The following is a 23,496-nucleotide window of genomic DNA, read 5'->3' on the forward strand; positions in this document are numbered from 1 at the left end:
TTGGGTAGCGCAGAGGACCGGATTTGATAAGAGGTAGAATTGCCTCAAGAGGTTTGTGCAAGCGGCTCGCGGCGTGAAAGCGCCGGGATCGACTCGACCAGCACGATAGCCGCGAAGATCATGGCGGCACCGGCATAGCCGAGTGCGGGCAGACGCTCGCCCAGGATCAGGAAGCCGCCCAGTGCGGCAAAGAGGCTTTCGGCCGAAAGGATGATGGCGGCATTGGACGGCGGAACGTGCCGCTGCGCCACGGCCTGGAGCGTGAAGGCGACGGCGGTCGAGAGCAGTCCGGCATAGAGGATCTGCACCCAGCCCCCGGAAAGCGCGGCAAGGGTCGGCGCTTCGAAGGCGAAGGCGCCGCCGGTGGCGACAAGTCCCGAAGAGAGGAAGCAGATGGCCGAAACGAAGATGGGCAGGCCCGTCCGATTGGCGACGTAGCCGAGCATCAGCACCTGGATGGCCCAGAAGAAGGCGCTGCAGACGACCAGTGCATCGCCCTGGTTGAACATGTCGAGCCCGCCGCCATTGAGGTAGTAGACGCCGATGAGGGCCAGGGGCGTGCAGAGCCAGACGACCGGATGCGGCCAGTGCCGCAGGACGATGAGGCCGATAAGCGGCACGAGCAGCACGTAGAGGCTGGTGAGGAAGCCGCCATTGGTCACGGTGGTCATGGTGAGGCCCCATTGCTGGAGCCACGAACCGAGGAAGAATGCCGCGCTGAGCAGCGCGATCAGCCACCAGTCGACCTTGGCGATATCATGCTTGCGGCGCGAATATTCCCAGATGGCCAGTGGCAGGACGGCGAGACCGCCGAGAAGATAGCGCGCCGACGTGAAGGTTAGCGGTCCCATGGAATCCATGGCGGATTTCTGCGCAACGAAGGCCATGCCCCACAGCAGAGTCGTGACGAGCAGGAGAAGAACGGCAATGGGGCGGGGCATCAGGTGATTTCGGCTTCGAGCGCGGTGATGAGGCGGGCGACTTCTTCGGGCGTGGTGTAGTGCACGAAGGAGAGGCGCAGGACGCCGTGGTTGGGATCGATGCCCAGGGCCTTGAGCAGGCGCCAGGCGTAGAAATTGCCGCCCGCGGCCATGATGCCGTGGCGAGCGAGACGTGCTGCGACCATGGCGCCCGGTTCGGGTAAGGCGAGTGCAAGGGTAGGTGCGCGTTGCGCAGGATCGGTCGGGCCGATGACGCGCAGGTTGTTGCGGTTGCGCACCCAATCGAGCAGCGGCGTCAGGAGGGCAATTTCCTGGGCGCGCATGGCGGCATGAGCACGGCGGAAAGGATCGGCTCCCTCGACATTGTTGCCTGCAATGGCGGCAACGGCTTCAAGATAGTCGGCGATGCCGGCGCTGGCGGCGATCTGGGCGTGGTCGGGACCGGCGGGCGTCAGGCGATAGCGCGGCTTGGCCTCGTTGAAGAAGTGCCCCTGATTGGGGAGGGATGACGCCAGCGATGGACGCACGGCCATGATGCCCTGATGGGGGCCATAGGTCTTGTAGGCCGAGAAGAGGTAGATATCGGCGCCGAGTGCCTTGAGGTCGGGCAGGCCATGCGGGGCGTAGCTGACGCCGTCGATGACCGTTACCGCATTGACGCTTTTGGCGCGCGAAGCGATCTCGGCAACCTGGTTGATCTCGCCGGCAATGTTGGAGCAGTGGGGCGCGGCTATGACACGGACCTTTGCATCCAGCAGCGCGTCGAGCGCGGCGAGGTCGAGGCGCCCGGTTTCGGGGTCGACCTGCCATTCGCGCACTTCGATGCCGTGATTGGCGAGCTTGCGCCAGGCGCCGGTATTGGCTTCGTGATCCTGGTTGGTCACGACGATGGCGTCACCCGGCTTGAGCCAGCCGGCGAAGGCATTGCCCAGAACGTAGGTATTGGCAGAGGTCGAGGGGCCGAAATGGATCCAGTCCGCCGTGACGTTGAGCGCGGCGGCCACGCGGTCATAGGCGAGGTTCATGGCCTCGCCGGCAGCCTGGGAAGCGGGATAGACGCCGTAAGGCTGGACCTTGAGCGCGTGATAATAATTCTCGAGCAGGTCGATGACCGGGCGAGCGGTATAGGAGCCACCGGCATTCTCGAAGAAAGCCTGGTCCTTGAGGGACGGCTCGGAGAAGGCTGGAAACAATTCGCGTATGCGCACGGGATCGAGCGGGAGCACGGAAAGCCTGCGGGGGAAATGAGCTGCTTCCCGGTTAGTAGCGGGTTGCGGGGCGGCGAGCAAGCGCGGCGCGCATACCGCAGAAATAGAGAAACCCCGGCGGGACGACCGGGGTTTCTCGGGAGAACGGCAGCGGGGCGGGCGAGTGGGGGGACTCTAAAAAATGCCGCCGCCTCCCTTGGGGTAGGGGTCGCGTGACCCCGATCAGGTGGTGGACTTGGCCGCCGGGGCGTTCTCGTCCGAAGGCTGGACCTGCATGGCGCCCGGGTTGGCGGGCATCTGACCGCGCGGGCCGTGCATGCCGGGGCGCTTCTGCTGCCAGCCGACATTGTCGCGCTTGGGCATCAGCGAGGCCTTCTGCTCGTCCGAGAGGCTGTTCATGAAGGCTTCGAGCTTGGGCAGCACGGTGTTCATGGCTTCGAGGCGGGCGGTATCGATCGCGACGCGAGCCTTGAGCATGGCCATCATGTCGGGACGCTGACCCTGGGGGGCGGCGGCATCGCGGGCGGCCTTGGCGGCATCGGCGAACGTCTTCTGGGCGGTGAGCGCAGTGGACTTGAGGTCATCGAGCAGCGGCTTCTGGGCGTCGGTCGGGTTGACGCGATAGCTCAGGCGGACGATGGCCACTTCCAGCGCTTCGGCGCCGCGCGGGGAGGCGAGCAGGTCCATCAGGCCGCGGCCGTTGCCGCGGTCGGGATTGACGCGGACATTGTGGTGACGCCATTCGCCGGGGCGCTGCAATTCCTGCTTGGGCTGGCCGGCCTGCACCTGGGCGGGCTTGGTGTCCTGGGCGAAGGCCGCCGGCACGGCCGACAGGCCTAGCGAGCCGGCGAGTGCTACGGCGAGTGCGGTCTTGGAGAGCGCGGGAAGTTTGGTCATAGGGATCGTTCCTTGCATGGGACTCGTCGATGACTTTGGAGGTCACAGGAAGGAAGCTACCCGAGGCAGACTCTCACGGGCCTTTCGGTGGGATTAAAGGTTGGTAGGGATGGTAAGGTTGGGACGCGCCTGGAGCCTGGGGGCGAGCGGCAGGGGTTCACTCACGCCTTCGATCCCTCCCCGCCAGGGGAGGGCGATCGGCCATATAGGCCAGTCAGACCGACGCGATATACTCGCGCATGGCATCGGCTTCCTGTTCCGTTTCCTCGATCTTGCGCTTGACCACGTCGCCGATGGAGACGATGCCGAGGAGGTCGCCGTTCTCGATGACCGGGATATGGCGGATGCGGTACTCGGTCATGCGTTCGGCCAGCATGGCGACGCTCGTCGAGCGCGTGCAGGTGATCACCGCCGAGCTCATGGAATCGCCAATTTCGAGATCCAGCGCGTCGGCGCCGTGCACGCCGAGTTGGCGGACGATGTCGCGCTCGGACAGGATGCCGATGACGGCCCTGGAACGATCGGTGACGACGACCGCGCCGATATTGTTGGCGTTGAGAATGTCCACGGCCTCGCTCAGCCGCGCATAGGCGGGGATGGTGTGTACCACCGTGCCTTTGGATTGAAGGATATCGTCAACCAGCATAGCTGCCTCCCTTCGCTCACTGGAATGGCAGTTTGCACCTGTTGGATCGCATGAACAATACGCCCTAGGTCGAATTGTCGCAGGCAAAAAAGAGGCCGGCGCAAAGCCGGCCTCGGAGGGAGAGGTCACGTTGGAGGTGACTTAGAGGAAGGATCAGGCCTTTTCGGCGTCCTGCCAGCGCAGCGACCGCACCGGGAGCTGGTCGTCCCCCGGAATGGCGCCGCGCAGCGATACGCGGACGACTTCTCCAATGGTGGCAAGCATCAGCAGACCGAGCGGCACAAGGAAGACGGCGACACGGGTATCGAGCCCGTGGGTCAACGTTGCGGCTTTTTCGGGGGCGACGCCGGCATACACTGCCAAAGCGGAGGTCAGGGCTACCGCGATGAGCGCGAGGAGGTAGAAGACTTTGAAACTTTTCGGCTTGGCCGAGGGGATACTAGACAATGTCGGCGCTTCCGTACGCAAACTACGTCTTGCAGTAAGCCTCGCGATTGCGGAGCCAGTTTGTGCCGATCACGGTCAAACCCGTACCATTTGAAGGCGCAATCGTGGCAATAGGCGCGGCCGAACTTCGAGATCGGTTGTATCGGGGCGGCGCTGCCCTTATCAGTGTGCCCCGGCTTTCCTGGAGACATGATCATGGGCTTCCTTTCCGACGCGCTGTCGCGGGTGCAACCGTCTGCCACGGTGGCCATCACGCAGAAAGCGCGCGACCTGGTGCGAGCTGGGCGCGACGTCATCGCGCTTTCGGCAGGGGAACCCGATTTCGACACGCCCCAGAACGTCAAGGACGCCGCCATCCGCGCGATGGCGGAGGGCAAGACCAAGTACACCAATGTCGATGGTATTCCCGAGCTCAAGGAAGCGGTGGCGGCCAAGTTCCGGCGCGATAACGGCCTCAACGTCACGGCAGCCGATTGCTTCATCGGGTCGGGCGGCAAGCAGATCATCTTCAACGCACTCATGGCCACGCTCAATCCCGGCGACGAGGTCGTGGTGCCGGTGCCGTTCTGGGTGAGCTACCCGGAAATCGTGCGCCTGTGTGGTGCACAGCCCGTGCTGGCCAAGGCCGATGCGTCGAGCGGGTTCAAGCTGACCCCGGCGGCGCTCGAGGCAGCGATTTCGCCGGCCACCAAGTGGCTGATCCTCAATACGCCGTCCAATCCGTCGGGCGCGGCCTATACGGCCGACGAACTGCGCGGGCTGGCCGACGTGCTGGTGCGGCACAAGCACGTGCACATCCTTACCGACGATATCTATGAGCCGCTGGTTTATGACGGCGGGCGGTTCGCGACGATTGCGCAGGTGGAGCCGACACTGCAGGAGCGGACGCTGACGATGAACGGCGTCTCCAAGTCCCACGCCATGACCGGCTGGCGTATCGGTTATTGCACCGGGCCGCGCGAATTGCTGGCGGCGATGACCAAGCTCCAGGGGCAGTCGACCACGAATCCGGCGTCGATCTCGCAGTGGGCAGCGGTCGAGGCGCTTAACGGGCCGCAGGATTTCCTCAAGGACTGGCTCAAGGTGTTCCAGGCCCGGCGCGACCTGGTGGTGGACGGGCTCAATGCGAGCAAGGGCATCAGCTGCCTCGTGCCGCAGGGCGCGTTCTATGTGTTCCCGTCCTGCGCGGATGTGCTGGGCAAGACCAGCGCCGGCGGGCGCAAGCTGGTGACCGACGAGGATTTCGTCATGGCGCTGCTCGAAGAGACGGGCGTGGCGCTGGTGCAGGGGAGCGCTTTCGGCCTGCCCGGGCATTTCCGCCTGAGCTATGCGGCCGCCGATGCCGAATTGCAGAAGGCCGTGGAGCGGGTGCAGGCCTTCTGCGACGGCGTGCGGTAAACGCGTGGGCGGCTGTCAGCCGCCCAGCAGGCCGGCCAGGCCGCCCAGACCGCTGCTATTGCTGCTCGAGCCCGAGCTCTGGGCGAACATCTGCGCCAGCTTGAGCGAGCTCTCGTAGTTGGAGACGGCCGCGGCATAGAAGCTCTCGGACCAGCCGGCAGCTTCGCGCTCCTCACTGGAGAGCGAGGCATAGGCGCCGATGATGTTGGTGGCGAAAGCGGTCGGGTCGGTGCTGCTGGATGCACTCTTGAAGCTGGCGAGCAGGGCCTGCCCGGATCGCGTGCGCATCTCGGCCTTGGCGGCGGACACTTCCTGGTCGCTGAACTTCTCGTCCTTGTTAAGGGCGATGGCCGAGAGCGAGCGGCTGTCGAATTGCGAGAAGTCGGCTTGCTGGCCCTTTGTGCGGAACTTGGAGAAGACCAGCTCCTTGCCGGCTGCCTTGGCGTCTTCGTATTGCTTGTCGAGGGCCGTGCGGGCGTCCTTGGCGATGTCGCCGAAATCGCGGCTCGGGCCGGTCTGGCCGCCGGCGGCGCGCTTGAGATAGTCGGCGACCGGATCGTTGTCGACGACGGGAAGCGTCGTGGGGTCGGCGGTGAGCTGCTTCTGTGCTTCGAGAAGGGCGGCCTTCTGACGCGCCCAGGTGTCGGTGGCTTTTTCCTCGGCGGAGGCGCCATCGAGGAATTCGACGGCGGCCTTGTAAAGGCTCGCATAGTCACCGGTGACGCGACCGATCGCGGCCGGGCCTGCGAGGGCAGCGTCGAGGCGGCTGGTCAGTTCGAGCGCTGCGGCTGAACGCTCGTCGTCGGTGAACTTGTTCTCGGTATTGGCGGCGACAGCGTAGAGGGCGCGGCGGTCGAGGCTCGACAGATCGAGCGCGAGCTTGCCGTCCTTCAGGGGTGAGGTGAGCTTGGCATCGGTGAGGAGCTTGGTCAGCGCCGCACGGGTTTCGGCCACGACGGTTGCCAGATCCTTGGTGGCGAGGGCCGACTGGGCGGTGCTCGACAGCGTGATGTTGGTGGCGGCGTCCTGCGAGGACGAGCCGGTATTGCTGCTGCTCGCGGCGGCCGTGGCCTTGGCGATCGAGGCGGCGGTGTTGCCCAGCAGCAGATAGGCGTTGGTGTATTGCGCGGTGTTGATCGTGGTCATGCTGGCATCCTGGCGGCAGGCGTTTTGCCTCAGGCGATGCATGGAGCGTGCCAGCGAGTGAACCCAGCAATTCCGGGCGTTTGCGCCACTCCCATTTTGCAAGTGGTCGGCAAATTTTGCCGGGTGGCGGCAGAAACGGAGGGGAAGAAAAAAGGCCCCGCCCGAGGGGATGGGCAGGGCCTAAGGCCTTCCGCTTGCGCGGGGACCAACGGTTTGCGACCGGGAGGAGGAGGTCGCGATTCCATGGGCGCAATATCGTCCGGACGGGCTTCTGGCACAAACGCAAAGCCCGAAGTGCAGCCATGCGCCTGACGCAGCCAATGCCACTTCGCGGTGGCGCCAAATCGTTTTGGTGAGCAAAAAAAGGGGCTCCACTCTAGGAGTGGAGCCCTATGACTTGGGCCGAGGCCGAAATCGAAAGTGGTGGCAGAGGCGAGGGAGGAGGATACGCCATCTGCCAGTGGGTCCGTGCCTAGGGAGGAGGATAAGGCACTTTCCCGTCGTCGCGATCTGCAGGACCGAGGGAGGAGGATACGGTCGGCGTCTCAGCGACAATGTGAATATGCCTACGCCGACGCTTTTCAGCAATGCGACAAACTGCACGCCAGCCATGCATTCTACGCAGGCAATTGTTTAGGCAGCACAATTAGTAGGCACGAAAAAAAGTGGCCCCGCTCGAGGGGAGAGCGAAGCCACGAAGTCGAGAGGTAAAACCTCTCGAGGGAGGAAACAGCAACAAGGTGCAAGGGAGGGAGAACACCGTGCTGTCAGGCGGGGATATAGGAGGGGGCGGACGGCCTCACAACCCGGCAAGGGTTAGATCAGCTATGCGACCAGCGCATAGCGGGCGATGCGCTCAGGTTGTGACGTTTTAGTGACGCTAAAATTGTCGATGGATCAGCGGGTTAGCGCAAATGCGGCTCCGATGGCTTGGTCGGGCTCGCCGGGAAGGTAGTAAAAAAATTTTGGTCGAACGGGGTTTGTCAGGTGATTTGAAGGGGTTGGGGCCGGATGGGGGTGTGAAAACTGGAGGTGTAGCGGCAGAGAGATTCGATCTTGCGGGTGGATTCGCGTTCGCCTCGGGGCGAAGTTCGGTGAAGCTTCTGCCAATCGTTCGACGGTCTAGCCCGACCACGGCACTTCCCGGCCGAAGAGCCGGCAACTGTAATTCAGGTTGCGAAGCTTGTTCGGTTTTTCATGATGGCGTTGATGGTGACGAGGAGCTTTCTGGCGAGGGCAACGAGGGCAGGCTTGGGTGGTTTTCCGGCCTGGCGCAGGCGGTGGTAGAAGGCGTTGAGAGGCGATTGTGTTCGCAAGGATGCGACGGCGGCCATGTAGAGGGCCTGGCGGACGCGGCGGCGGCCACCGCGGATGGAGCGCTGTCCGCGCCGTAGGCCGCTATCGTTGTTGAGCGGGGCCAACCCGGCCAGGGTGGCGATCTGCTTGCCCGAGCGCCGGCCCAGTTCGGGCATCAGGGCGGCCAGGACAGAGGCGGTGACCGGGCCGATGCCGGGCACCGAGCGGATCAGGGCCTGGTCCTGTGCCAGGGCGGCATCGCTGCCGATCTGGTTCTGGATTTCGACCTCGATGGCGGCGATGGCCTGGTTGAGACCGGCCAGGTGCCGGTCCAGGTCGGCGCCGATGAAGGAATCGGTTATCTCGATCCGGCGCTGCTTTTCCTGGGTGCGCATGGCCACCAACTGGTCGCGGCGGCGGCTGAGCAGGCCGAGCCGCTCGCGTCCGGCCTCGGGCAGCGGGTCGGCCACGAGGCGCAGGGCCCGGCCCATTTCGGCAAGCATGGCCGCATCGAGCGCATCGGTCTTGGCGAGCTGGCCGCTGGCCCGCGCAAAGTCACGGGCCCGCAGCGGATTGACCCGGACATGGCCGATCCCGGCCAGCGCCAGTCCGGCGCGCAAGCTCCTGTCGTAAACCCCGCTCGCCTCCAGCACCACGAGAGTGCCCTCCCGCTCCAGCGTGGCGGCGAATGCGGCGATGGCGTCCATCGTGTTGGCGATCCGCTGCACGCCCTCCCCGCCGGAAGAGGCGATATCCAGCCAGGCTTTCGAAACGTCGATTCCAATCCAGGTCGGTGATAGGGTCATGGGCCTGTCCCTGTGATCCGAGGTCCGTCTCAAGCGGCCTCGTGCAACTGTTCAGGTGTTTGTCAAAGCGGGCGGGGACCCGTGCCGGCTCTCGGTCTTTAAACCTGGGGCCCAACGGTCTCCCGCCCGTACCCAATATGGCACAGCACAATTACACAGGGGCCCATGGAGCGCTCCACTCCTGGGGAATGGTGCAATAGGCCCCGGATCAAGTCCGGGGAAGTGAGGGGTGGGGAGAGCGCTTTTGGATGAAATCCACCAGCGACGATCCCCTGGTTCTCTACAGCCAGCCCTTCCGCTTGAAGAACAGGTACGGCAGGACCGCCGACAAGGCCATTACGCCCAGCGCCCAGGGATATCCGGCGCCCCAATGCAGTTCGGGCATGAAATCGAAGTTCATGCCGTAGACAGACGCCACGAGGGTGGGCGGCAGGAAGACAACCGCGGCCACCGAGAAGATCTTGATGATCTGGTTCTGCTCCAGGTTGATCAGGCCCAGCGTCGCATCGAGCAGGAAATTGATCTTGTTGGAGAGGAAGCTGGCGTGGTCGGACAAGGCCGAGGCGTCGCGCTGAAGCACCTTGAGCTCCTGGCGCATGTCCTTGGCGGCCTTGGAATTACCAGCCTCGGCCGTCTGGTGGAACGAGGTCAGGCGCACGATCGAGAGCAGGCTTTCACGCGCCAGCGTCAACATATCGCCCTTGCGGCCGATCTGCTCGATCAGCGATTGCAGGTCGCGCGACTTCACGGTCGGCTTCTTGACCTTGTTGCGGAAGACTTCGCGCGAAATCGTATCGATTTCGTCGCCCGTGGACTCGAGAATCTGGGCGAGGCGATCGATGAAGGCTTCCAGGATGCCGACCATGACCAGTTCGCCGGTGCCGTAGACGCGGCCATTGGATTTGCGGGCGCGCATCTCGAAGAGGGCAAAGGGGCGGGGCTCGGCATAGCGGACTGTCACCAGCAGATTGTTGCGCAGGATGAAGGTCACCGGCGTCTTGGCCGGATCGCTGTCGAACTGGGCGAAAGCGGTGATGGTCATGAACTCGCTGCCGGCCTCGTTGTAGAGACGGGCGGACGGTTCGATGTCGGACATTTCCTCACGCGTCGGAATGGAAACGCCCAGGCAGGACTCGGTGAACTTGTCTTCTGCCGGAGTGGGATTGAGCAGGTCGTACCAGACCGCTCCGCCGATATGGGTGGCCGGATCGTTCTCATCGTACGTGGAGAGTACGAGGCGATCGCCGTCGCGCGTGAAGATGCGCAGCATTTTTCGGGCTCCTAATAGTCTGCGCCGTCAGCGCAGAGGAGCCCTCTTCAGGACTACCGACGCGCCGACGGAATCGAAGATCGACTTCGACTGTCGGGGTTCATCTCATGGTTCCTTTGAAGCGAAACCGCCTAAGCGGCATCGAGAGGCAAGTGCGCCTGATAGCGCACAAAGTCAAGGGCTTGCGGGCGCATGGGAGCGTCCCTCGGGCTTTATTCCTTGAAGGCGTTGACCAGGGCCTCGGTAAGGCGCGTGCCATCGGCGTAAATCACGTCGTTGATGCGCAGCACGCCGTTGACGAAGGTCGTCTCGACCTTGTCCGACCAGTTGGCGCCGGAGCTATCGGGGAACTGGTAGAAGAGCACGACTTGCGGGTGCTCGGCGGTACCAGTCATGCCGACGACAGAGCAGCGCGGCGCATAGTCGGGATGCGTCTGCCAGGGGATACCGTCGCCCAGCGGCGGCTTCTCATCGGGAGCAGCCTTCTGGATCGCGTCGTTCCTGGCCTGGGCCTCGGCGATGGTGGCCTTGAGCTCGTCGGTAAGGATGGCCTCCACCGGGGCCATGTCGCCGCTCAACCGGCCGGCGCAGAAGATATCGCCAACCTGGACGCCGGAGAGCGAGGCAGCATAGGCGGGTGCCGAGACAGCGGCGAGAGTGGCCAGAGCCAGAACGAAGCGGCGCATCAGAACTGCCATTCCCTTGCCTTGCCAACGATGAAGTCGCGGAAAACGCCGACGCGCTTGGAGTTCTTGAGCGCGGGCGGGTAGACGAAATAGGTTTCGTAGGCCGGCAATTCGATGCCGGGCAGCACGATCTGCAACTGGTCTTCGCCTTCGGCGACATAGTCGGGCAGCATGGCGATGCCGATGCCGGCGCGGGTGGCCTGCATCATGCCGTAGATGGCGTTGACCTTGACCACAGCGCGGCGCGGGCTCGAATCCGGCCGACCCATGCGCTCGAGATAGTTGATATCGCCCAGATAGGACGGCACCGGCTCGCCGAACGAGATGATCCGGTGGTTGTCGATATCGGCCACGTCCGTCGGCTCTCCATGTTCCTGGATGTAGGATTTGGAGGCGTAGAAGTGGTTGTGCACCGAGAACAGCTTGCGCTGGATCATCTCGGACTGGTTGGGGCGGTGCAGGCGAATGGCGACGTCAGCCTCGCGCATGGCGAGGTCGAGCTCGGCGTCATTGAGCTTTATCTCGATCTGGATGCCCGGATAGAGCAGCAGGAATTCGTGGATGCGCGAGGAGAGCCAGGTGGAGCCGAAGCCCACGGTGGTCGTGACCAGGAGCGGGCCGGTCGGCACGTCCTGGCTTTCGCTCATCTGGGTTTCGACCTGCTGAAGCTCCCAGTGCATGCGGTGGGCGGTGCGGAAGAGCTGTTCGCCGACTTCCGTGAGCACCAGCCCGCGCGCATGGCGGATGAAGAGCTTGAGGCCGAGGTCATCCTCGAGCGCCGAAATCTGCCGCGAGACGGCGGACTGGCTCATGCCCAGCTTTTCGGCAGCATGGGTAAAGCTCCCCGACTCGGCGGCCGTATGGAAGATGCGGAGCTTGTCCCAATCGAGCATGTGTTCCCCGTTCTTACTCGGCGGCTTCTGCGAGTTCGTTGGCCGCCAGGAAGCGCTCGGCTTCGAGCGCGGCCATGCAGCCCATGCCGGCGGCGGTCACGGCCTGGCGGAAGATGTCATCGGTGACGTCGCCGGCGGCGAAGACGCCCGGTATGTTGGTGGCGGTGCTGTCGGGCGCGGTCCAGAGATAACCGCCGGGCTTCATGTCGAGCTTGCCATTGAAGATGGACGTTGCCGGAGCATGGCCGATCGCGACGAAGACGCCATCGGTTTCGAGCGTCGTGGTTTCGCCGGTATGAACGTTGCGGATGGTGGCGTTCTGCACGCTGGGCGGCATGGCAGCGCCATTAATCTCCACCAGCTCGCTGTTCCAGATCACCTCGACCTTGGGGTTCTTGAACAGGCGATCCTGCAGGATCTTCTCGGCACGGAACTCGTCGCGGCGGTGGATGACCGTCACCTTGGACGCGAAATTGGTGAGGAAGAGCGCTTCCTCGACCGCGGTATTGCCGCCGCCGACCACCACGACCTTGCGGTCTCGATAGAAGAAACCGTCGCAGGTGGCGCAGGCGGAAACGCCAAAGCCCTGGAATTTCTGCTCGGAGGGCAGGCCCAGCCACTTGGCCTGGGCGCCCGTGGCGATGATGAGCGAGTCGCAGGTGTAGCGCGTGCCGCTGTCGCCGATGAGCGTGAAGGGGCGGTGGTCGAGATCGACCGAAACGATGACGTCCGAGACGAAACGAGTGCCCACGTGTTCAGCCTGGGCCTTCATCTGCTCCATGAGCCAGGGGCCCTGGATGACATCGGCAAAGCCGGGATAGTTCTCGACGTCAGCCGTGATGGTGAGCTGTCCGCCGGGCTGCAGGCCCGAGATGATAACGGGCTCCAGCATGGCGCGCGCCGCATAGATTGCGGCAGTGTACCCGGCCGGACCCGACCCGATGATGATGACTTTCGCGTGCATCGCGACGCACTCCGGAATGAAAGCGGCCCTCTCGCACGTAAGTTAAGAGGGCCGCATAGGATGTTTCAAGGTCAATGCTGCCGCACCCGGTGAGCCAAATGAAATGACTCACCGAAAAGCCACAGCTTTTGAGTTGCCGATGGTGCCCGAAGGCTCAGGCGAAGCGGATTTCGAGAATTTCGTAGCTCCGCGAACCACCTGGGGCGGCGACTTCGAACGAATCGCCGGCTTCCTTGCCGATCATGGCGCGGGCAATGGGAGAGGAGAGGGAAATGCGGCCGGCGCTGGCGTCAGCCTCCGGGTCGCCCACGATCTGGTAGGTGCGCTCTTCCTCGCTGTCCTCGTCCACGATCTTGACCGTCGCGCCGAACTTGACGGTCGAGCCGCTCAGCTTGGTGACGTCGATGATGTCGGCTAGCGCAAGCAGGGCTTCCAGTTCCTGGATGCGGCCTTCGTTCAGGCTCTGCTGTTCCTTGGCCGCATGGTATTCGGCGTTTTCCGAAAGGTCGCCATGGGCGCGCGCTTCCGAAATGGCCTCGATGATGCGGGGACGATCTTCGGCCGTGCGGCGACGGTACTCTTCCGTCAGCGCGGCATGGCCGTTGATGGTCAGCGGAATCTTGTCCATTCAGTCCTCCGTAACGGGCCAGAGCGCGAGGCGCCGGTCCGCGGGTCAAAAAGGTCATCAGCCCCCGTAGACGATACGTGGGCAATATGTGTGCTCCCTGCCAAAGTCGTTCGGCTTATCAGTCACGGGTAACGTTGGGGGGAATGGCCGCAAGGTGCCTTCACCGCGACCTGCGGTCAAGCCGAAGATTTCGTCCTGTGAATAGCGGGCGGCAAGATTGGAGATGGTAATTTGCGGCCGTCAGGTCAAGACGGGCCGGACGAGTCGGGCGGTCAGGGTGCCCCCTGAAATACAAGAGGCGCAGCAAACGCTGCGCCTCCCTGAAAACCTAGTCTTTCGTCCCTTGGGTCAGGGAGCCGGGCTCAGGTTATCGGCCGCAGACTTGCCCGTCCGCTTGTCCTTGACGATTTCGTAGTTGACCTTCTGGCCTTCATCCAGACCGTTCAGGCCCGAACGCTGGACAGCGGAGATGTGAACGAAAACGTCGGCCCCACCCTCGTCGGGCTGGATGAACCCGTAACCCTTTTGACCGTTAAACCATTTTACAGTGCCGGTAGCCATGTAGAGTCCCTTGCGTCTCTGCGCCGGTCGAGACCCCCATGATCCCGACCTTAAGCTATCGAATTATCGGATAGTGACGTCAGCAGGCGCGAGCAGTTCGCGAGGCCAGTTCGGTCGGCCGCAATATTCGATTGCGGATTTCTAGCGTGAAATAAACAAACTATCAACATGTGTTTACCGACGACAAAACGCCCGGGGCAGCTTGGTGCCGACCCGGTTGTACACATATTGCATAAATTATTCGCGCCTGGCGTAAGGCCTAACTGGCGCTATCGGTGGGGAGCCTGTTCGGGAGAGCCCCACATGCCTTTCGAACAGCAACCGATATGCTTTTAGTGTACCGGTTGCGCGCCCCGATTTGCAATGGGAAGTCTCGGTCAGAATGACGCACTTTAGTATGAGGTGCCGCTCCGGGATTGCCGCCCAGAGGCGACCGGGGCATGGTTGCGCACCCAAGATCAGGTTCGGGCGAGCACCTTTATGACCAGTATCCGTTTTGACTTCCGCAGCGACACCGTGACGAGGCCGACCGCCGAGATGCGCGAGGCGATGAACGCTGCCGAAGTCGGCGACGACGTTTTCGGCGACGACCCCACCGTCAACCGCCTCGAAGGGCGGGCCGCCGAGATGCTGGGCAAGGAAGCGGCGCTTTTCGTGCCCTCGGGGACGCAGTCGAACCTGGCTGCGCTCATGTCCCATTGCGAGCGGGGCGACGAGTATATCGCCGGGCAGGAGGCGCATTGCTATTCGCACGAAGCGGGCGGGGCAGCCGTGCTCGGCTCTATCCAGCCGCAGCCGATCGCGCACCAGCCCGATGGTACGCTGGCACTGGCCGACATCGAGGCGGCGATCAAGCCTGACGACATGCACTACGCCCGCACGCGGCTGCTGGCGCTGGAGAACACGCTGGGCGGGCGGGTCATTCCGCTCGACTATGTCAGGGCGGCGACCGACCTGGCACGGCGTCACAAGCTTTCGACCCATCTCGACGGCGCGCGTGTTTTCAACGCCAAAGTGGCGCTGGGCGTGCCGGTGAGCGAGATTGCGGCGCCGTTCGATACGATTTCAGTCTGCCTCTCCAAGGGGCTCGGAGCGCCGGTCGGCTCGGTGCTGGTGGGCAATGCCGAACTCATCGCCAAGGCACGGCGGCTGCGCAAGATGCTGGGTGGCGGCATGCGCCAGGTGGGTATTCTGGCTGCCGCCGGCCTTTATGCACTCGAAAACAACGTGGCGCGGCTTGCCGACGATCACGCCCATGCCAAGGCGCTGGGACAGGGGCTTTCGCGCTTCCAGGCTCTGCATGTGGCGCCGGTTGAAACCAATATGGTCTGGGTGGATGTCGACCCGGAGATCGCCAGCGAGCTCAATGCCTACCTCGCTGCAAATGGCGTCGGCCTCACCCACGGCTATGCCGGTCGACGGCAGCGCTGGGTGACCCATCTCGATCTCGGTCCCGAGGCTATCGATGGCGCCCTGGCCGTGGTGGCGAAGTTTTTCGACTAGCCTTCGGCTCGGTTTGACGAAATGTTATGACCCCGGAGGCTAAACCCTTCGGGTTCATCCATTCTTCTTCTCACCTTGAGGTGTCCGTGCCGTCCGATCCCGTGCCCAGAAAGAGGAAGTCGCCCGAAGGCGGCTGGCACCTCATTCGGCACGGGCAGATCGAGCGCGCATTCCGTCTCGCCAAGCGTGATTTCGCTGCTGCCCGCGACGCGGCGGATGCGCAGGCCATGGCCGCGAGCCTGGCCCAGATCGCCTGGTGCTGTGCGCTTTCGGGGCAGCCGGAGCAGGGGCTCGATTGCGCGATCGGCGCCAAGCTGCTGTGGCGGCGGCTCGGCAATCGTGCCGAGGAGGCGCGTGCCGCGGCCGTCGAAGCCTTCCTGCTGTTCGATCTCGGATTGAGCGATGAAGGGTTCGAGGCTGCCGACGATGCTGTGGCGATGGCCGAAGGCCTGTCGGACGCCTCGGTGCTCGCCTTCGCTTCGTGCATGCGCGCTATTGCGCTGTCGCTGTGTCGACAGCCCGAACTGGCCCTGCCGGTGATCCGCCAGAGCGTCCGCATCGCCGAGCAGGAAGGCGACCGGGTGATGCTTTCCTTCTACCTTCTCAATTTGGGCTTCTGCCTGATCAAGCGCGCCGATGGCGCTGCCGCGGAAGGGGACCTGGCGGACGAGGAGAAGTGGCTGGGCCAGGCCATCGAGGCAACGGAAGACGCCATTGCTGCTGCGGCCGAGGTGGGGAACAGCTGGTGCCTGCGCGCCGGCCTCGGCAACGTGGCCGAGCTGTATGCGCGTGGCGGCGATCTGCTGCGGGCCCAAGAGCGGCTGGCGACCTGGGGCGAAGTGAAGGGGCGGCCTGTCCAAAGCCTCAAGATCCATTATCTCTACACCTATGCCGACGTGATGACGCGGCTAGGGCGTGCAGACGAAGCGGCGAAAGCGAGCCTGAGCGCGCTGAAGCTCGCCGAGAAGACCGGGCAGACGGACCATGAACTCAACGCTGTTGAGAAACTCGCGCAAGCCTATGAAGCGATGGGGGATTTTGGTCGGGCCCTGACGATGCAGAAGCGGTTCCACAGTCTCTATGTCAAGCAATCGGGCGAGACCACGCAGCGTCGCGCCAGAGTTGTCGAGATCCGATTGGAAACCGAAAGGTTGCGCGCCCGTGCCGATGAGCTCGCCAGCCAGGCCATGCGCGACGGTCTGACGGGGATCGCCAATTGCCGTGCGTTCGATGCCGAACTGGCGCGGCTGACGGGCCAGCCGCTGGCGGTAGCCATGCTCGATCTCGATCATTTCAAGGCCATCAACGACCGCTTCTCGCACATGGTGGGCGACGAGGTGCTGCGGCGGCTGGCGCAGATATTGACCGCGCATGTGGGCGCCAAGGCTGCGCGGCTGGGTGGGGAGGAGTTCGCGCTGCTGCTGCCGGGCGTCGGTGAGCGCGAGGCCGGGGATATCTGCGAGACAGTCCGGGCGGCGGTAGCCAGCGAGGATTGGGCGGATATTGCCGGCGGGCTGGCGGTGACCGTCAGCATGGGAGTGGCGCTGACCGAGGAGGGCGTTCCAGGCGACGAGCTTCTGGCCGTTGCCGATCGTCGGCTCTACGCGGCCAAGGCGCTCGGCCGCAACCGCGTGGTTGGCGGTGACGATATGCGGGAACCCGGATTTTCCCGAGTCCCCGCACGGCGTTAGCGGCGTTCCTTCCAGAAGGCGTATAGGCCGGCGATGTCCGCACTGGTCATGAGCGGCATGGCTGCCTGCAGCATGTCGTCGGGCCAATCCCACCAGGCCATTTCGAGCAGAAGCGCGATGTCCGCGTCGGAGAAGCGCTTGCGGATGGGCTTGGCGGGATTGCCGCCGACGATGGTGTAGGGCTCGACGTCCCTGGTGACGAGCGCGCGGGTGCCGATGACGGCGCCGTGGCCGATGCTGACGCCGGGCATGACGATGGCCTCGGTGCCGATCCACACATCGTGGCCGATGACGGTATCGCCGGCGGGCGCGAAGGCGTTGGCGGCGCCGGCGAAGTGGGGCACCTCGTTCATGAAGTAGAACGGGAACGAGGAGACCCAGTCATAGCGGTGGCCCTGGTTGCCGGCCATGATGAAGGCGGCGCCCGAACCGATCGAGCAGAAGCTGCCGATGACGAGACGGTCGACACCGGGCTCGGTCATCAGGAAGCGGGCGCAGTCGTCGAAGCTGTGGCCGTGATAATAGCCGGAATAATAGCTGTAGCGACCGACGACGATGTTGGGGTTGGTGACCTGACGGTTGAGCGTGATGCCCTTGAAGGGGCTTTCGAAAAAATCGGTCATGGATTGCATCATGAAAGGCGCGAGCCAACGGCTGCGCAGGTGAAACTGTACGGGGGAGACCGGTGTTGCGGGCAGCAGCAAGTGCCCGGAGCGTGCCGGTCAGGTGGCGTCCAGCGGAGCGCGCGTCAGGCGCGGGTGGACGCGATGGAGGTGGTACAGTGTGCCGACTTCATGATCGGGTGTGTTTAGGCGGGGGAGGGGTCGGGAGTCAAACGCGAAGGCGGTTGATTTTGTCTCGTCACAGACGTCACCACGGAACTTCCCCGGACTTGATCCGGGGCCTATTGCCCCCCTCCACCCGAGTGGCGCCATCCGTGGGCCCCTGTGTAATTGTGCTGTGCCATATTGGGTACGGGCGGGAGACCGTTGGGCCCCAGGTTTAAAGACCGAGAGCCGGCACGGGTCCCCGCCCGCTTTGACAAACACCTGAACAGTTGCACGAGGCCGCTTGAGACGGACCTCGGATCACAGGGACAGGCCCATGACCCTATCACCGACCTGGATTGGAATCGACGTTTCGAAAGCCTGGCTGGATATCGCCTCTTCCGGCGGGGAGGGCGTGCAGCGGATCGCCAACACGATGGACGCCATCGCCGCATTCGCCGCCACGCTGGAGCGGGAGGGCACTCTCGTGGTGCTGGAGGCGAGCGGGGTTTACGACAGGAGCTTGCGCGCCGGACTGGCGCTGGCCGGGATCGGCCATGTCCGGGTCAATCCGCTGCGGGCCCGTGACTTTGCGCGGGCGAGCGGCCAGCTCGCCAAGACCGATGCGCTCGATGCGGCCATGCTTGCCGAAATGGGCCGGGCCCTGCGCCTCGTGGCCGACCCGCTGCCCGAGGCCGGACGCGAGCGGCTCGGCCTGCTCAGCCGCCGCCGCGACCAGTTGGTGGCCATGCGCACCCAGGAAAAGCAGCGCCGGATCGAGATAACCGATTCCTTCATCGGCGCCGACCTGGACCGGCACATGGCCGGCCTCAACCAGGCCATCGCCGCCATCGAGGTCGAAATCCAGAACCAGATCGGCAGCGATGCCGCCCTGGCACAGGACCAGGCCCTGATCCGCTCGGTGCCCGGCATCGGCCCGGTCACCGCCTCTGTCCTGGCCGCCCTGATGAACTGGGCCGGCGCTCGGGCAAGCAGATCGCCACCCTGGCCGGGTTGGCCCCGCTCAACAACGATAGCGGCCTACGGCGCGGACAGCGCTCCATCCGCGGGGGCCGCCGCCGCGTCCGCCAGGCCCTCTACATGGCCGCCGTTGCATCCTTGCGAACACAATCGCCTCTCAACGCCTTCTACCACCGTCTGCGCCAGGCCGGAAAACCACCCAAGCCCGCCCTCGTCGCCCTCGCCAGAAAGCTCCTCGTCACCATCAACGCCATCATGAAAACCCGAACAAGCTTCGCAACCTGAATTACAGTTGCCGGCTCTTCGGCCGGGGAAGTGCGGGGTGGGGAGGGAGCGGTGGGGAAGTGCAGCAGTGGGAAGGGACTGGCGTGGAGGGGTGTCGGCAGCTGCGTCGCGATCAGATCGCGGGTGCTGGTAACGCTGGTGCTTCAAGGCCGGCGAAGGGGTCGTTCCAGGCTTGGATGGCGGAGAGACGCGCGAGCCAGGCGGTGATGTTGGGGTAGTCGGCGACGGGCAGGCCGGCGATGTCGGCGAAGGGGAGGACGCAGGCGGCGCGGAAGTCGGCGTAGGACATGCCATCTTCGAGCAGCCAGTGCTGATTGGCGAGGTGGGCGTCGAGGATGGCGGCGGATTGGTGGAAGAGGGCGAGGCCGTCTTCGACATAGTGGGTGCGGATCGGGCCGTGACGGTAGCGCTGGCGGGTGACGCGCTCGAAATGCACCTTGTCGCAGCCGGCGACGAAGTCGCCGTTGGCCCAGCTCAGCCATTGCAGCATGCGGGGCTCCATCGCGCCGGTCCGCCAGAAGGCCGAGCCGGCCAGTTGGGAGAGGCGGCAGGCGATGGCGTCGGCTTCCCAGAGCGCGGTGCCGTCATCCTCGAGCAGGATGGGGATGCGGTGGTTGGGATTGAGCGCGCGGAAGTGGTCGATGTGGACCGGATCGAACGGAGAGGCGAACTCGAATTCGACCGGCACGCCGAGATAGCGCGCGGTGGCGACGGCGAGGCGCGGATTGTAGTTGCGGCTGAAGTAGAGCTTCATCGATCCCTCGCTTGCGGCGGCGCGAGGATTCTTAGCATACCGGCCGGCTGTGAACAGCCGTGCAGGAAAGCAGGTGGGACGCGCCGGAGCGTCGTCCCACCCAGTTCGGATTTAGGCCGCGAAATAGTCCTGCAGCGGGCGCACCTGGAGGTTGCCTTCGCGGTAGGCGATGATGCCCTCCACCGCGGCGATCGCGCCGGGGATGGTGGTGTAGTAGGGGATTTTCGAGAGCAGGGCCGTGCGGCGGATGTCGCGGCTGTCGGAGACCGACTTGGCGCCATCGGTGGTGTTGATGACCAGCTGGATGCCGCCGTTCTTCATCGAATCCACGATGTGCGGGCGACCTTCGAGAACCTTGTTGATCTTTTCGGCAGCGATGCCGTTTTCGACCAGGTAACGCTGGGTGCCGCCGGTGGCGAGGATCTTGAAGCCGGCGTTTTCAAGGTGCCGCATCGGCTCGACGATGGCTTCCTTGTCGGCGTCACGCACCGAGACGAACACCGTGCCTTCCTTGGGAACCTTGGAGCCGGCGCCGAGCTGGCTCTTGGCGAAGGCGATGGCGTAGTCGGTGTCGAGGCCGATGACTTCGCCGGTCGACTTCATCTCGGGGCCGAGCACCGTATCGACGCCCGGGAAGCGGTTGAACGGGAACACGGCTTCCTTGATGGCGACGTGCTTGAGGACCTTTTCCTTGAGGTTGAAGCTCTCAAGCGTTTCGCCGGCCATGACGCGGGCGGCGATCTTGGCGATGGGCTCGCCGATGACCTTGGCGACGAACGGCACCGTGCGCGAGGCGCGCGGGTTGACTTCGAGGATGTAGATCGTGCCGTCCTTGAGGGCGTACTGCACGTTCATCAGGCCGCCGACCTTGAGGGCGAGGGCCATTTCACGGGTCTGGCGCTTGAGCTCGGCCAGAATCTCGTCGGAGAGGTGCTGGGCCGGGAGCGAGCAGGCGCTGTCGCCCGAGTGAATGCCGGCTTCCTCGATGTGCTCCATGATGCCGCAGACGAAGACGTCCTTGCCGTCCGAGAGGCAATCCACGTCGATTTCGATGGCGCCCGAGAGGTAGCCGTCGAAGAGCAGCGGGTTGTCCGAGAGGACCGAGTTGATCTGGCCGGTCTTGTCGTTCGGGTACTTGGCGCGGATGTCGGGCGGCACCAGGCTCGTCAGGGTGTCCTGGACATAGGCCTCGAACTCGTTGGCATTGTGGGCGATGGCCATGGCGCGGCCGCCCAGCACGTAGGACGGGCGGATGACCAGCGGATAGCCCAGGCGCTCGGCAACGATGCGGGCCTGTTCGAGGCTATAGGCGATGCCGTTCTTGGGCTGGGTCAGCTCGAGCTGGCGCAGGAGCTTGGAGAACAGGTCGCGGTCTTCGGCGAGGTCGATCGAGGAGGGCAGGGTGCCGAGGATACGGACACCGGCCTTTTCGACGGCTTCGGCCAGGTTGAGCGGGGTCTGGCCGCCGAACTGGACGATGACGCCGTGCAGGGTGCCGTTGGTCTTTTCGCGCTCGAGAATCTCGATGACGTCTTCTTCAGTCAGCGGCTCGAAATAGAGGCGATCCGAAGTGTCGTAGTCGGTCGAGACGGTTTCCGGGTTGCAGTTGACCATGATGGTTTCATAGCCCGCGTCCGAGAGGGCGAAGGCGGCATGGCAGCAGCAATAGTCGAACTCGATGCCCTGGCCGATACGGTTGGGACCGCCGCCTAGGATAACGACCTTCTTGCGATCGGACGGGCGCGACTCGTCGGAGACTTCGCCGGCGAACGGGGTCTCGTAGGTCGAGTACATATAGGCGGTTGGCGAGGCGAATTCGGCGGCCGAGGTGTCGATGCGCTTGTAGGACGGCAGGACGTTGAGGTTGTGACGCAGGTTGCGCACGTCCTTGGCTTCCTTGCCGGCGAGTTCGGCGAGGCGCTTGTCCGAGAACCCCATGGCCTTGAGGCTGCGCAGGATGGCGGCGTCCTGCGGCAGGCCGAACTGGCGGACCTTGGCTTCGGTGTCGATGAGGCCGCGGATCTGCTCGAGGAACCACATGTCGATGCGGCAGGCATCGTGGATATCCTCGTTGGAGACGCCCAGGCGCATGGCTTCGGCAACGCGCAGCAGGCGCTCGGGCGTCGGGGTGCCCAGAGCGGCGCGGATGGCGTTCTTGTCGTCGCCTTCGCCCAGGCCCGGAATGCCGATCTCGTTGAGGCCGGTAAGGCCGGTTTCGAGGCTGCGGAGGGCCTTCTGGAGCGATTCCTGGAAGGTGCGGCCGATGGCCATGGCTTCGCCAACCGACTTCATGGAAGTGGTGAGGCGATTGTCCGAGCCCGGGAATTTCTCGAAGGCGAAGCGGGGAATCTTGGTGACGACGTAGTCGATGGTCGGCTCGAACGAGGCCGGGGTGGCGCCGCCGGTGATGTCGTTCTCGAGTTCATCGAGCGTGTAGCCGACGGCGAGACGCGCGGCGACCTTGGCGATGGGGAAGCCGGTGGCCTTGGAGGCGAGGGCCGAGGAGCGCGACACGCGCGGGTTCATCTCGATGACGATCATGCGCCCGTCTGCCGGGTTGATCGCGAACTGGACGTTGGAGCCGCCGGTCTCGACGCCGATCTCGCGCAGCACCGCCAGCGAGGCGTCGCGCATGATCTGGTATTCCTTGTCCGTCAGGGTCAGCGCCGGGGCGACGGTGATCGAGTCGCCGGTGTGGACGCCCATCGGATCGAGGTTTTCGATCGAACAGATGATGATGCAGTTGTCCTTCTTATCGCGGACAACCTCCATCTCGTATTCCTTCCAGCCGAGGACGGATTCCTCGATCAGGACTTCGTCGGTCGGGGACGCGTCAACGCCGCTCTCGACGATGGCGAGGAACTCTTCCTTGTTGTAGGCGATGCCGCCGCCGGTGCCGCCGAGGGTGAAGGACGGGCGGATGATGGCGGGGAGGCCGATGACCTCGAGCGCCTGCAGTCCTTCGATCATGTTGTGAGCGAGCATGGAGCGCGGGGTGGAGAGCCCGATCTTCTTCATGGCGTCGCGGAAGAGCTCGCGGTCTTCGGCCTTGTCGATGGCCTCGGCGGTGGCGCCGATCATCTCGACGTTGAACTTGTCGAGGACGCCCATCTTCTTGAGTGAAAGCGCGCAGTTGAGAGCCGTCTGGCCGCCCATGGTGGGCAGGAGCGCGTCGGGGCGTTCCTTCTCGATGATCTTGGCGACGACCTCGGGCGTGATCGGCTCCATATAGGTGGCGTCGGCCAGATCCGGGTCCGTCATGATGGTGGCCGGATTGGAATTGACCAGGATGATCCGGTAGCCCTCTTCCTTGAGGGCCTTGCACGCCTGGGTGCCCGAGTAGTCGAATTCGCAGGCCTGGCCGATGATGATGGGCCCCGCGCCGATGATCATGATGGATTTGATGTCGGTGCGTTTTGGCATGATCGGCTCTCGCAAATGGGCGCGCGGCAAGACGGCGCTGCCGCGCGTTGGTCAGTCGGATTCTTTAGATTAAGGCTGCTCTCTAGCCGAGAAGCGCGCTGAAGGGAAGCCCGGCGCGGCGAGTTAAGCTGCCGCAGTGTCCGTTTTGCGTTTTCCGGAAATGCGATCTCGGATCGCTACTTGCGGTCTTCGCGCCTACCTTCTATCGTTATTTGGCGATGGATGCTGGCGGTTCGTCGCTGAACCTTTCCCCAGGCGGGGAGTTTCCCGCCAACATACCTGACACCTATTCGGCAATCGCGGGT

General features: G+C 64.1%; 20 protein-coding genes and 1 pseudogene. 5 read left to right on the forward strand and 16 right to left on the reverse strand.

Features of this window, described 5'->3' with window-relative positions:
* Positions 1-44: 44 nt before the first annotated feature.
* The 5 genes from JNE37_RS14325 to JNE37_RS14345 all read right to left on the reverse strand — a co-directional run bounded on the left by JNE37_RS14325 (position 45) and on the right by JNE37_RS14345 (position 4,139).
* The gene (locus JNE37_RS14325) at positions 45-941 is read right to left on the reverse strand and encodes a DMT family transporter (protein WP_182399697.1); all 897 of its coding nucleotides are present in this window, start codon (positions 939-941) and stop codon (positions 45-47) included.
* The gene (locus tag JNE37_RS14330) at positions 941-2,167 is read right to left on the reverse strand and encodes an aminotransferase class V-fold PLP-dependent enzyme (RefSeq protein ID WP_210341624.1); all 1,227 of its coding nucleotides are present in this window, start codon (positions 2,165-2,167) and stop codon (positions 941-943) included. The genes JNE37_RS14325 and JNE37_RS14330 overlap by 1 nt, the downstream gene beginning before the upstream one ends.
* 204 nt (positions 2,168-2,371) lie before the next feature.
* The gene (locus JNE37_RS14335; RefSeq protein WP_035028250.1) at positions 2,372-3,046 is read right to left on the reverse strand and encodes a Spy/CpxP family protein refolding chaperone; all 675 of its coding nucleotides are present in this window, start codon (positions 3,044-3,046) and stop codon (positions 2,372-2,374) included.
* Positions 3,047-3,260: 214 nt separating this feature from the next.
* Positions 3,261-3,692, reverse strand: coding sequence for a CBS domain-containing protein (locus JNE37_RS14340; RefSeq protein WP_203063432.1), 432 nt, complete (start codon positions 3,690-3,692; stop codon positions 3,261-3,263).
* 153 nt (positions 3,693-3,845) lie between these two features.
* On the reverse strand, positions 3,846-4,139 hold the full coding sequence (locus tag JNE37_RS14345; RefSeq protein ID WP_035028243.1) for a hypothetical protein: 294 nt from the start codon (positions 4,137-4,139) through the stop codon (positions 3,846-3,848).
* A 195-nt stretch (positions 4,140-4,334) separates the two neighbouring features.
* Here JNE37_RS14345 and JNE37_RS14350 point away from each other — a divergent pair, with 195 nt between their 5' ends.
* The gene (locus tag JNE37_RS14350; RefSeq protein ID WP_203063433.1) at positions 4,335-5,537 is read left to right on the forward strand and encodes a pyridoxal phosphate-dependent aminotransferase; all 1,203 of its coding nucleotides are present in this window, start codon (positions 4,335-4,337) and stop codon (positions 5,535-5,537) included.
* Positions 5,538-5,552: 15 nt separating this feature from the next.
* Here JNE37_RS14350 and JNE37_RS14355 read toward each other — a convergent pair whose 3' ends face one another.
* The 8 genes from JNE37_RS14355 to JNE37_RS14390 all read right to left on the reverse strand — a co-directional run bounded on the left by JNE37_RS14355 (position 5,553) and on the right by JNE37_RS14390 (position 13,787).
* The gene (locus tag JNE37_RS14355) at positions 5,553-6,683 is read right to left on the reverse strand and encodes a hypothetical protein (RefSeq protein ID WP_203063434.1); all 1,131 of its coding nucleotides are present in this window, start codon (positions 6,681-6,683) and stop codon (positions 5,553-5,555) included.
* Between the two features lie 1,169 nt (positions 6,684-7,852).
* On the reverse strand, positions 7,853-8,785 hold the full coding sequence (locus JNE37_RS14360) for an IS110 family RNA-guided transposase (protein ID WP_203063436.1): 933 nt from the start codon (positions 8,783-8,785) through the stop codon (positions 7,853-7,855).
* A 280-nt stretch (positions 8,786-9,065) separates the two neighbouring features.
* Positions 9,066-10,055, reverse strand: coding sequence for a magnesium/cobalt transporter CorA (gene corA / locus JNE37_RS14365; protein ID WP_035028240.1), 990 nt, complete (start codon positions 10,053-10,055; stop codon positions 9,066-9,068).
* A gap of 212 nt (positions 10,056-10,267) precedes the next feature.
* A complete protein-coding gene (locus JNE37_RS14370) occupies positions 10,268-10,741 on the reverse strand; it encodes a hypothetical protein (protein WP_203063439.1) in 474 nt (157 codons plus the stop codon).
* The gene (locus tag JNE37_RS14375) at positions 10,741-11,634 is read right to left on the reverse strand and encodes a LysR family transcriptional regulator (protein WP_035028234.1); all 894 of its coding nucleotides are present in this window, start codon (positions 11,632-11,634) and stop codon (positions 10,741-10,743) included. Before JNE37_RS14375 ends, JNE37_RS14370 begins: the two co-directional genes overlap by 1 nt.
* Positions 11,635-11,647: 13 nt before the next feature.
* Complete coding sequence (gene trxB / locus JNE37_RS14380) at positions 11,648-12,598, reverse strand: thioredoxin-disulfide reductase (RefSeq protein WP_035028231.1); 951 nt, start codon at positions 12,596-12,598, stop codon at positions 11,648-11,650.
* A gap of 154 nt (positions 12,599-12,752) precedes the next feature.
* Positions 12,753-13,226, reverse strand: coding sequence for a transcription elongation factor GreA (gene greA / locus JNE37_RS14385; RefSeq protein WP_035028228.1), 474 nt, complete (start codon positions 13,224-13,226; stop codon positions 12,753-12,755).
* A gap of 348 nt (positions 13,227-13,574) precedes the next feature.
* On the reverse strand, positions 13,575-13,787 hold the full coding sequence (locus JNE37_RS14390) for a cold-shock protein (protein WP_035028225.1): 213 nt from the start codon (positions 13,785-13,787) through the stop codon (positions 13,575-13,577).
* Positions 13,788-14,267: 480 nt separating this feature from the next.
* Between JNE37_RS14390 and ltaE the strand changes: the two genes are divergently transcribed.
* Both ltaE and JNE37_RS14400 read left to right on the forward strand, forming a co-directional pair.
* Positions 14,268-15,290 carry a low-specificity L-threonine aldolase gene (gene ltaE, locus JNE37_RS14395; RefSeq protein ID WP_035092329.1) on the forward strand — a complete coding sequence of 341 codons (1,023 nt, stop codon included), beginning with the start codon at positions 14,268-14,270 and terminating at the stop codon, positions 15,288-15,290.
* Between the two features lie 86 nt (positions 15,291-15,376).
* Positions 15,377-16,981 (forward strand): GGDEF domain-containing protein, encoded by a 1,605-nt coding sequence (locus JNE37_RS14400; RefSeq protein ID WP_203063441.1) that lies wholly within the window; start codon positions 15,377-15,379, stop codon positions 16,979-16,981.
* Here the strand turns inward: JNE37_RS14400 and catB are convergent.
* Entirely contained in the window at positions 16,978-17,604 is a 627-nt protein-coding gene (catB, locus tag JNE37_RS14405; protein WP_203063443.1) for a type B chloramphenicol O-acetyltransferase, read from the reverse strand. The genes JNE37_RS14400 and catB overlap by 4 nt on opposite strands.
* 481 nt (positions 17,605-18,085) lie before the next feature.
* Here catB and JNE37_RS22650 point away from each other — a divergent pair.
* Both JNE37_RS22650 and JNE37_RS22655 read left to right on the forward strand, forming a co-directional pair.
* A pseudogene (locus tag JNE37_RS22650) lies at positions 18,086-18,472 on the forward strand (IS110 family transposase); the annotation flags it as partial.
* A gap of 290 nt (positions 18,473-18,762) precedes the next feature.
* Positions 18,763-19,014, forward strand: a complete 252-nt coding sequence (locus JNE37_RS22655; RefSeq protein WP_246513287.1) for a transposase — start codon at positions 18,763-18,765, stop codon at positions 19,012-19,014.
* Between the two features lie 112 nt (positions 19,015-19,126).
* Here the strand turns inward: JNE37_RS22655 and JNE37_RS14415 are convergent, their stop codons facing one another.
* Positions 19,127-19,768 carry a glutathione S-transferase family protein gene (locus tag JNE37_RS14415; protein WP_203063445.1) on the reverse strand — a complete coding sequence of 214 codons (642 nt, stop codon included), beginning with the start codon at positions 19,766-19,768 and terminating at the stop codon, positions 19,127-19,129.
* 111 nt (positions 19,769-19,879) lie between these two features.
* Positions 19,880-23,191: a carbamoyl-phosphate synthase large subunit gene (gene carB / locus JNE37_RS14420; RefSeq protein ID WP_203063452.1), complete on the reverse strand. Its 3,312-nt coding sequence runs from the start codon at positions 23,189-23,191 to the stop codon at positions 19,880-19,882.
* Between the last annotated feature and the right edge of the window lie 305 nt (positions 23,192-23,496).

The sequence above is a fragment of the Paradevosia shaoguanensis genome, assembly GCF_016801025.1.
Classification (GTDB): domain Bacteria; phylum Pseudomonadota; class Alphaproteobacteria; order Rhizobiales; family Devosiaceae; genus Paradevosia; species Paradevosia shaoguanensis.

What these genes read in the sequence shown, in the direction of transcription:
- JNE37_RS14325 (WP_182399697.1), bottom strand. Translation starts at nt 941, where the DNA reads ATGCCCCGCCCCATTGCCGTTCTTCTCCTGCTCGTCACGACTCTGCTG.
- JNE37_RS14335 (WP_035028250.1), bottom strand. Translation starts at nt 3,046, where the DNA reads ATGACCAAACTTCCCGCGCTCTCCAAGACCGCACTCGCCGTAGCACTC.
- JNE37_RS14340 (WP_203063432.1), bottom strand. Translation starts at nt 3,692, where the DNA reads ATGCTGGTTGACGATATCCTTCAATCCAAAGGCACGGTGGTACACACC.
- JNE37_RS14350 (WP_203063433.1), top strand. Translation starts at nt 4,335, where the DNA reads ATGGGCTTCCTTTCCGACGCGCTGTCGCGGGTGCAACCGTCTGCCACG.
- JNE37_RS14355 (WP_203063434.1), bottom strand. Translation starts at nt 6,683, where the DNA reads ATGACCACGATCAACACCGCGCAATACACCAACGCCTATCTGCTGCTG.
- JNE37_RS14360 (WP_203063436.1), bottom strand. Translation starts at nt 8,785, where the DNA reads ATGACCCTATCACCGACCTGGATTGGAATCGACGTTTCGAAAGCCTGG.
- corA (WP_035028240.1), bottom strand. Translation starts at nt 10,055, where the DNA reads ATGCTGCGCATCTTCACGCGCGACGGCGATCGCCTCGTACTCTCCACG.
- JNE37_RS14370 (WP_203063439.1), bottom strand. Translation starts at nt 10,741, where the DNA reads ATGCGCCGCTTCGTTCTGGCTCTGGCCACTCTCGCCGCTGTCTCGGCA.
- JNE37_RS14375 (WP_035028234.1), bottom strand. Translation starts at nt 11,634, where the DNA reads ATGCTCGATTGGGACAAGCTCCGCATCTTCCATACGGCCGCCGAGTCG.
- trxB (WP_035028231.1), bottom strand. Translation starts at nt 12,598, where the DNA reads ATGCACGCGAAAGTCATCATCATCGGGTCGGGTCCGGCCGGGTACACT.
- greA (WP_035028228.1), bottom strand. Translation starts at nt 13,226, where the DNA reads ATGGACAAGATTCCGCTGACCATCAACGGCCATGCCGCGCTGACGGAA.
- JNE37_RS14390 (WP_035028225.1), bottom strand. Translation starts at nt 13,787, where the DNA reads ATGGCTACCGGCACTGTAAAATGGTTTAACGGTCAAAAGGGTTACGGG.
- ltaE (WP_035092329.1), top strand. Translation starts at nt 14,268, where the DNA reads ATGACCAGTATCCGTTTTGACTTCCGCAGCGACACCGTGACGAGGCCG.
- catB (WP_203063443.1), bottom strand. Translation starts at nt 17,604, where the DNA reads ATGACCGATTTTTTCGAAAGCCCCTTCAAGGGCATCACGCTCAACCGT.
- JNE37_RS14415 (WP_203063445.1), bottom strand. Translation starts at nt 19,768, where the DNA reads ATGAAGCTCTACTTCAGCCGCAACTACAATCCGCGCCTCGCCGTCGCC.
- carB (WP_203063452.1), bottom strand. Translation starts at nt 23,191, where the DNA reads ATGCCAAAACGCACCGACATCAAATCCATCATGATCATCGGCGCGGGG.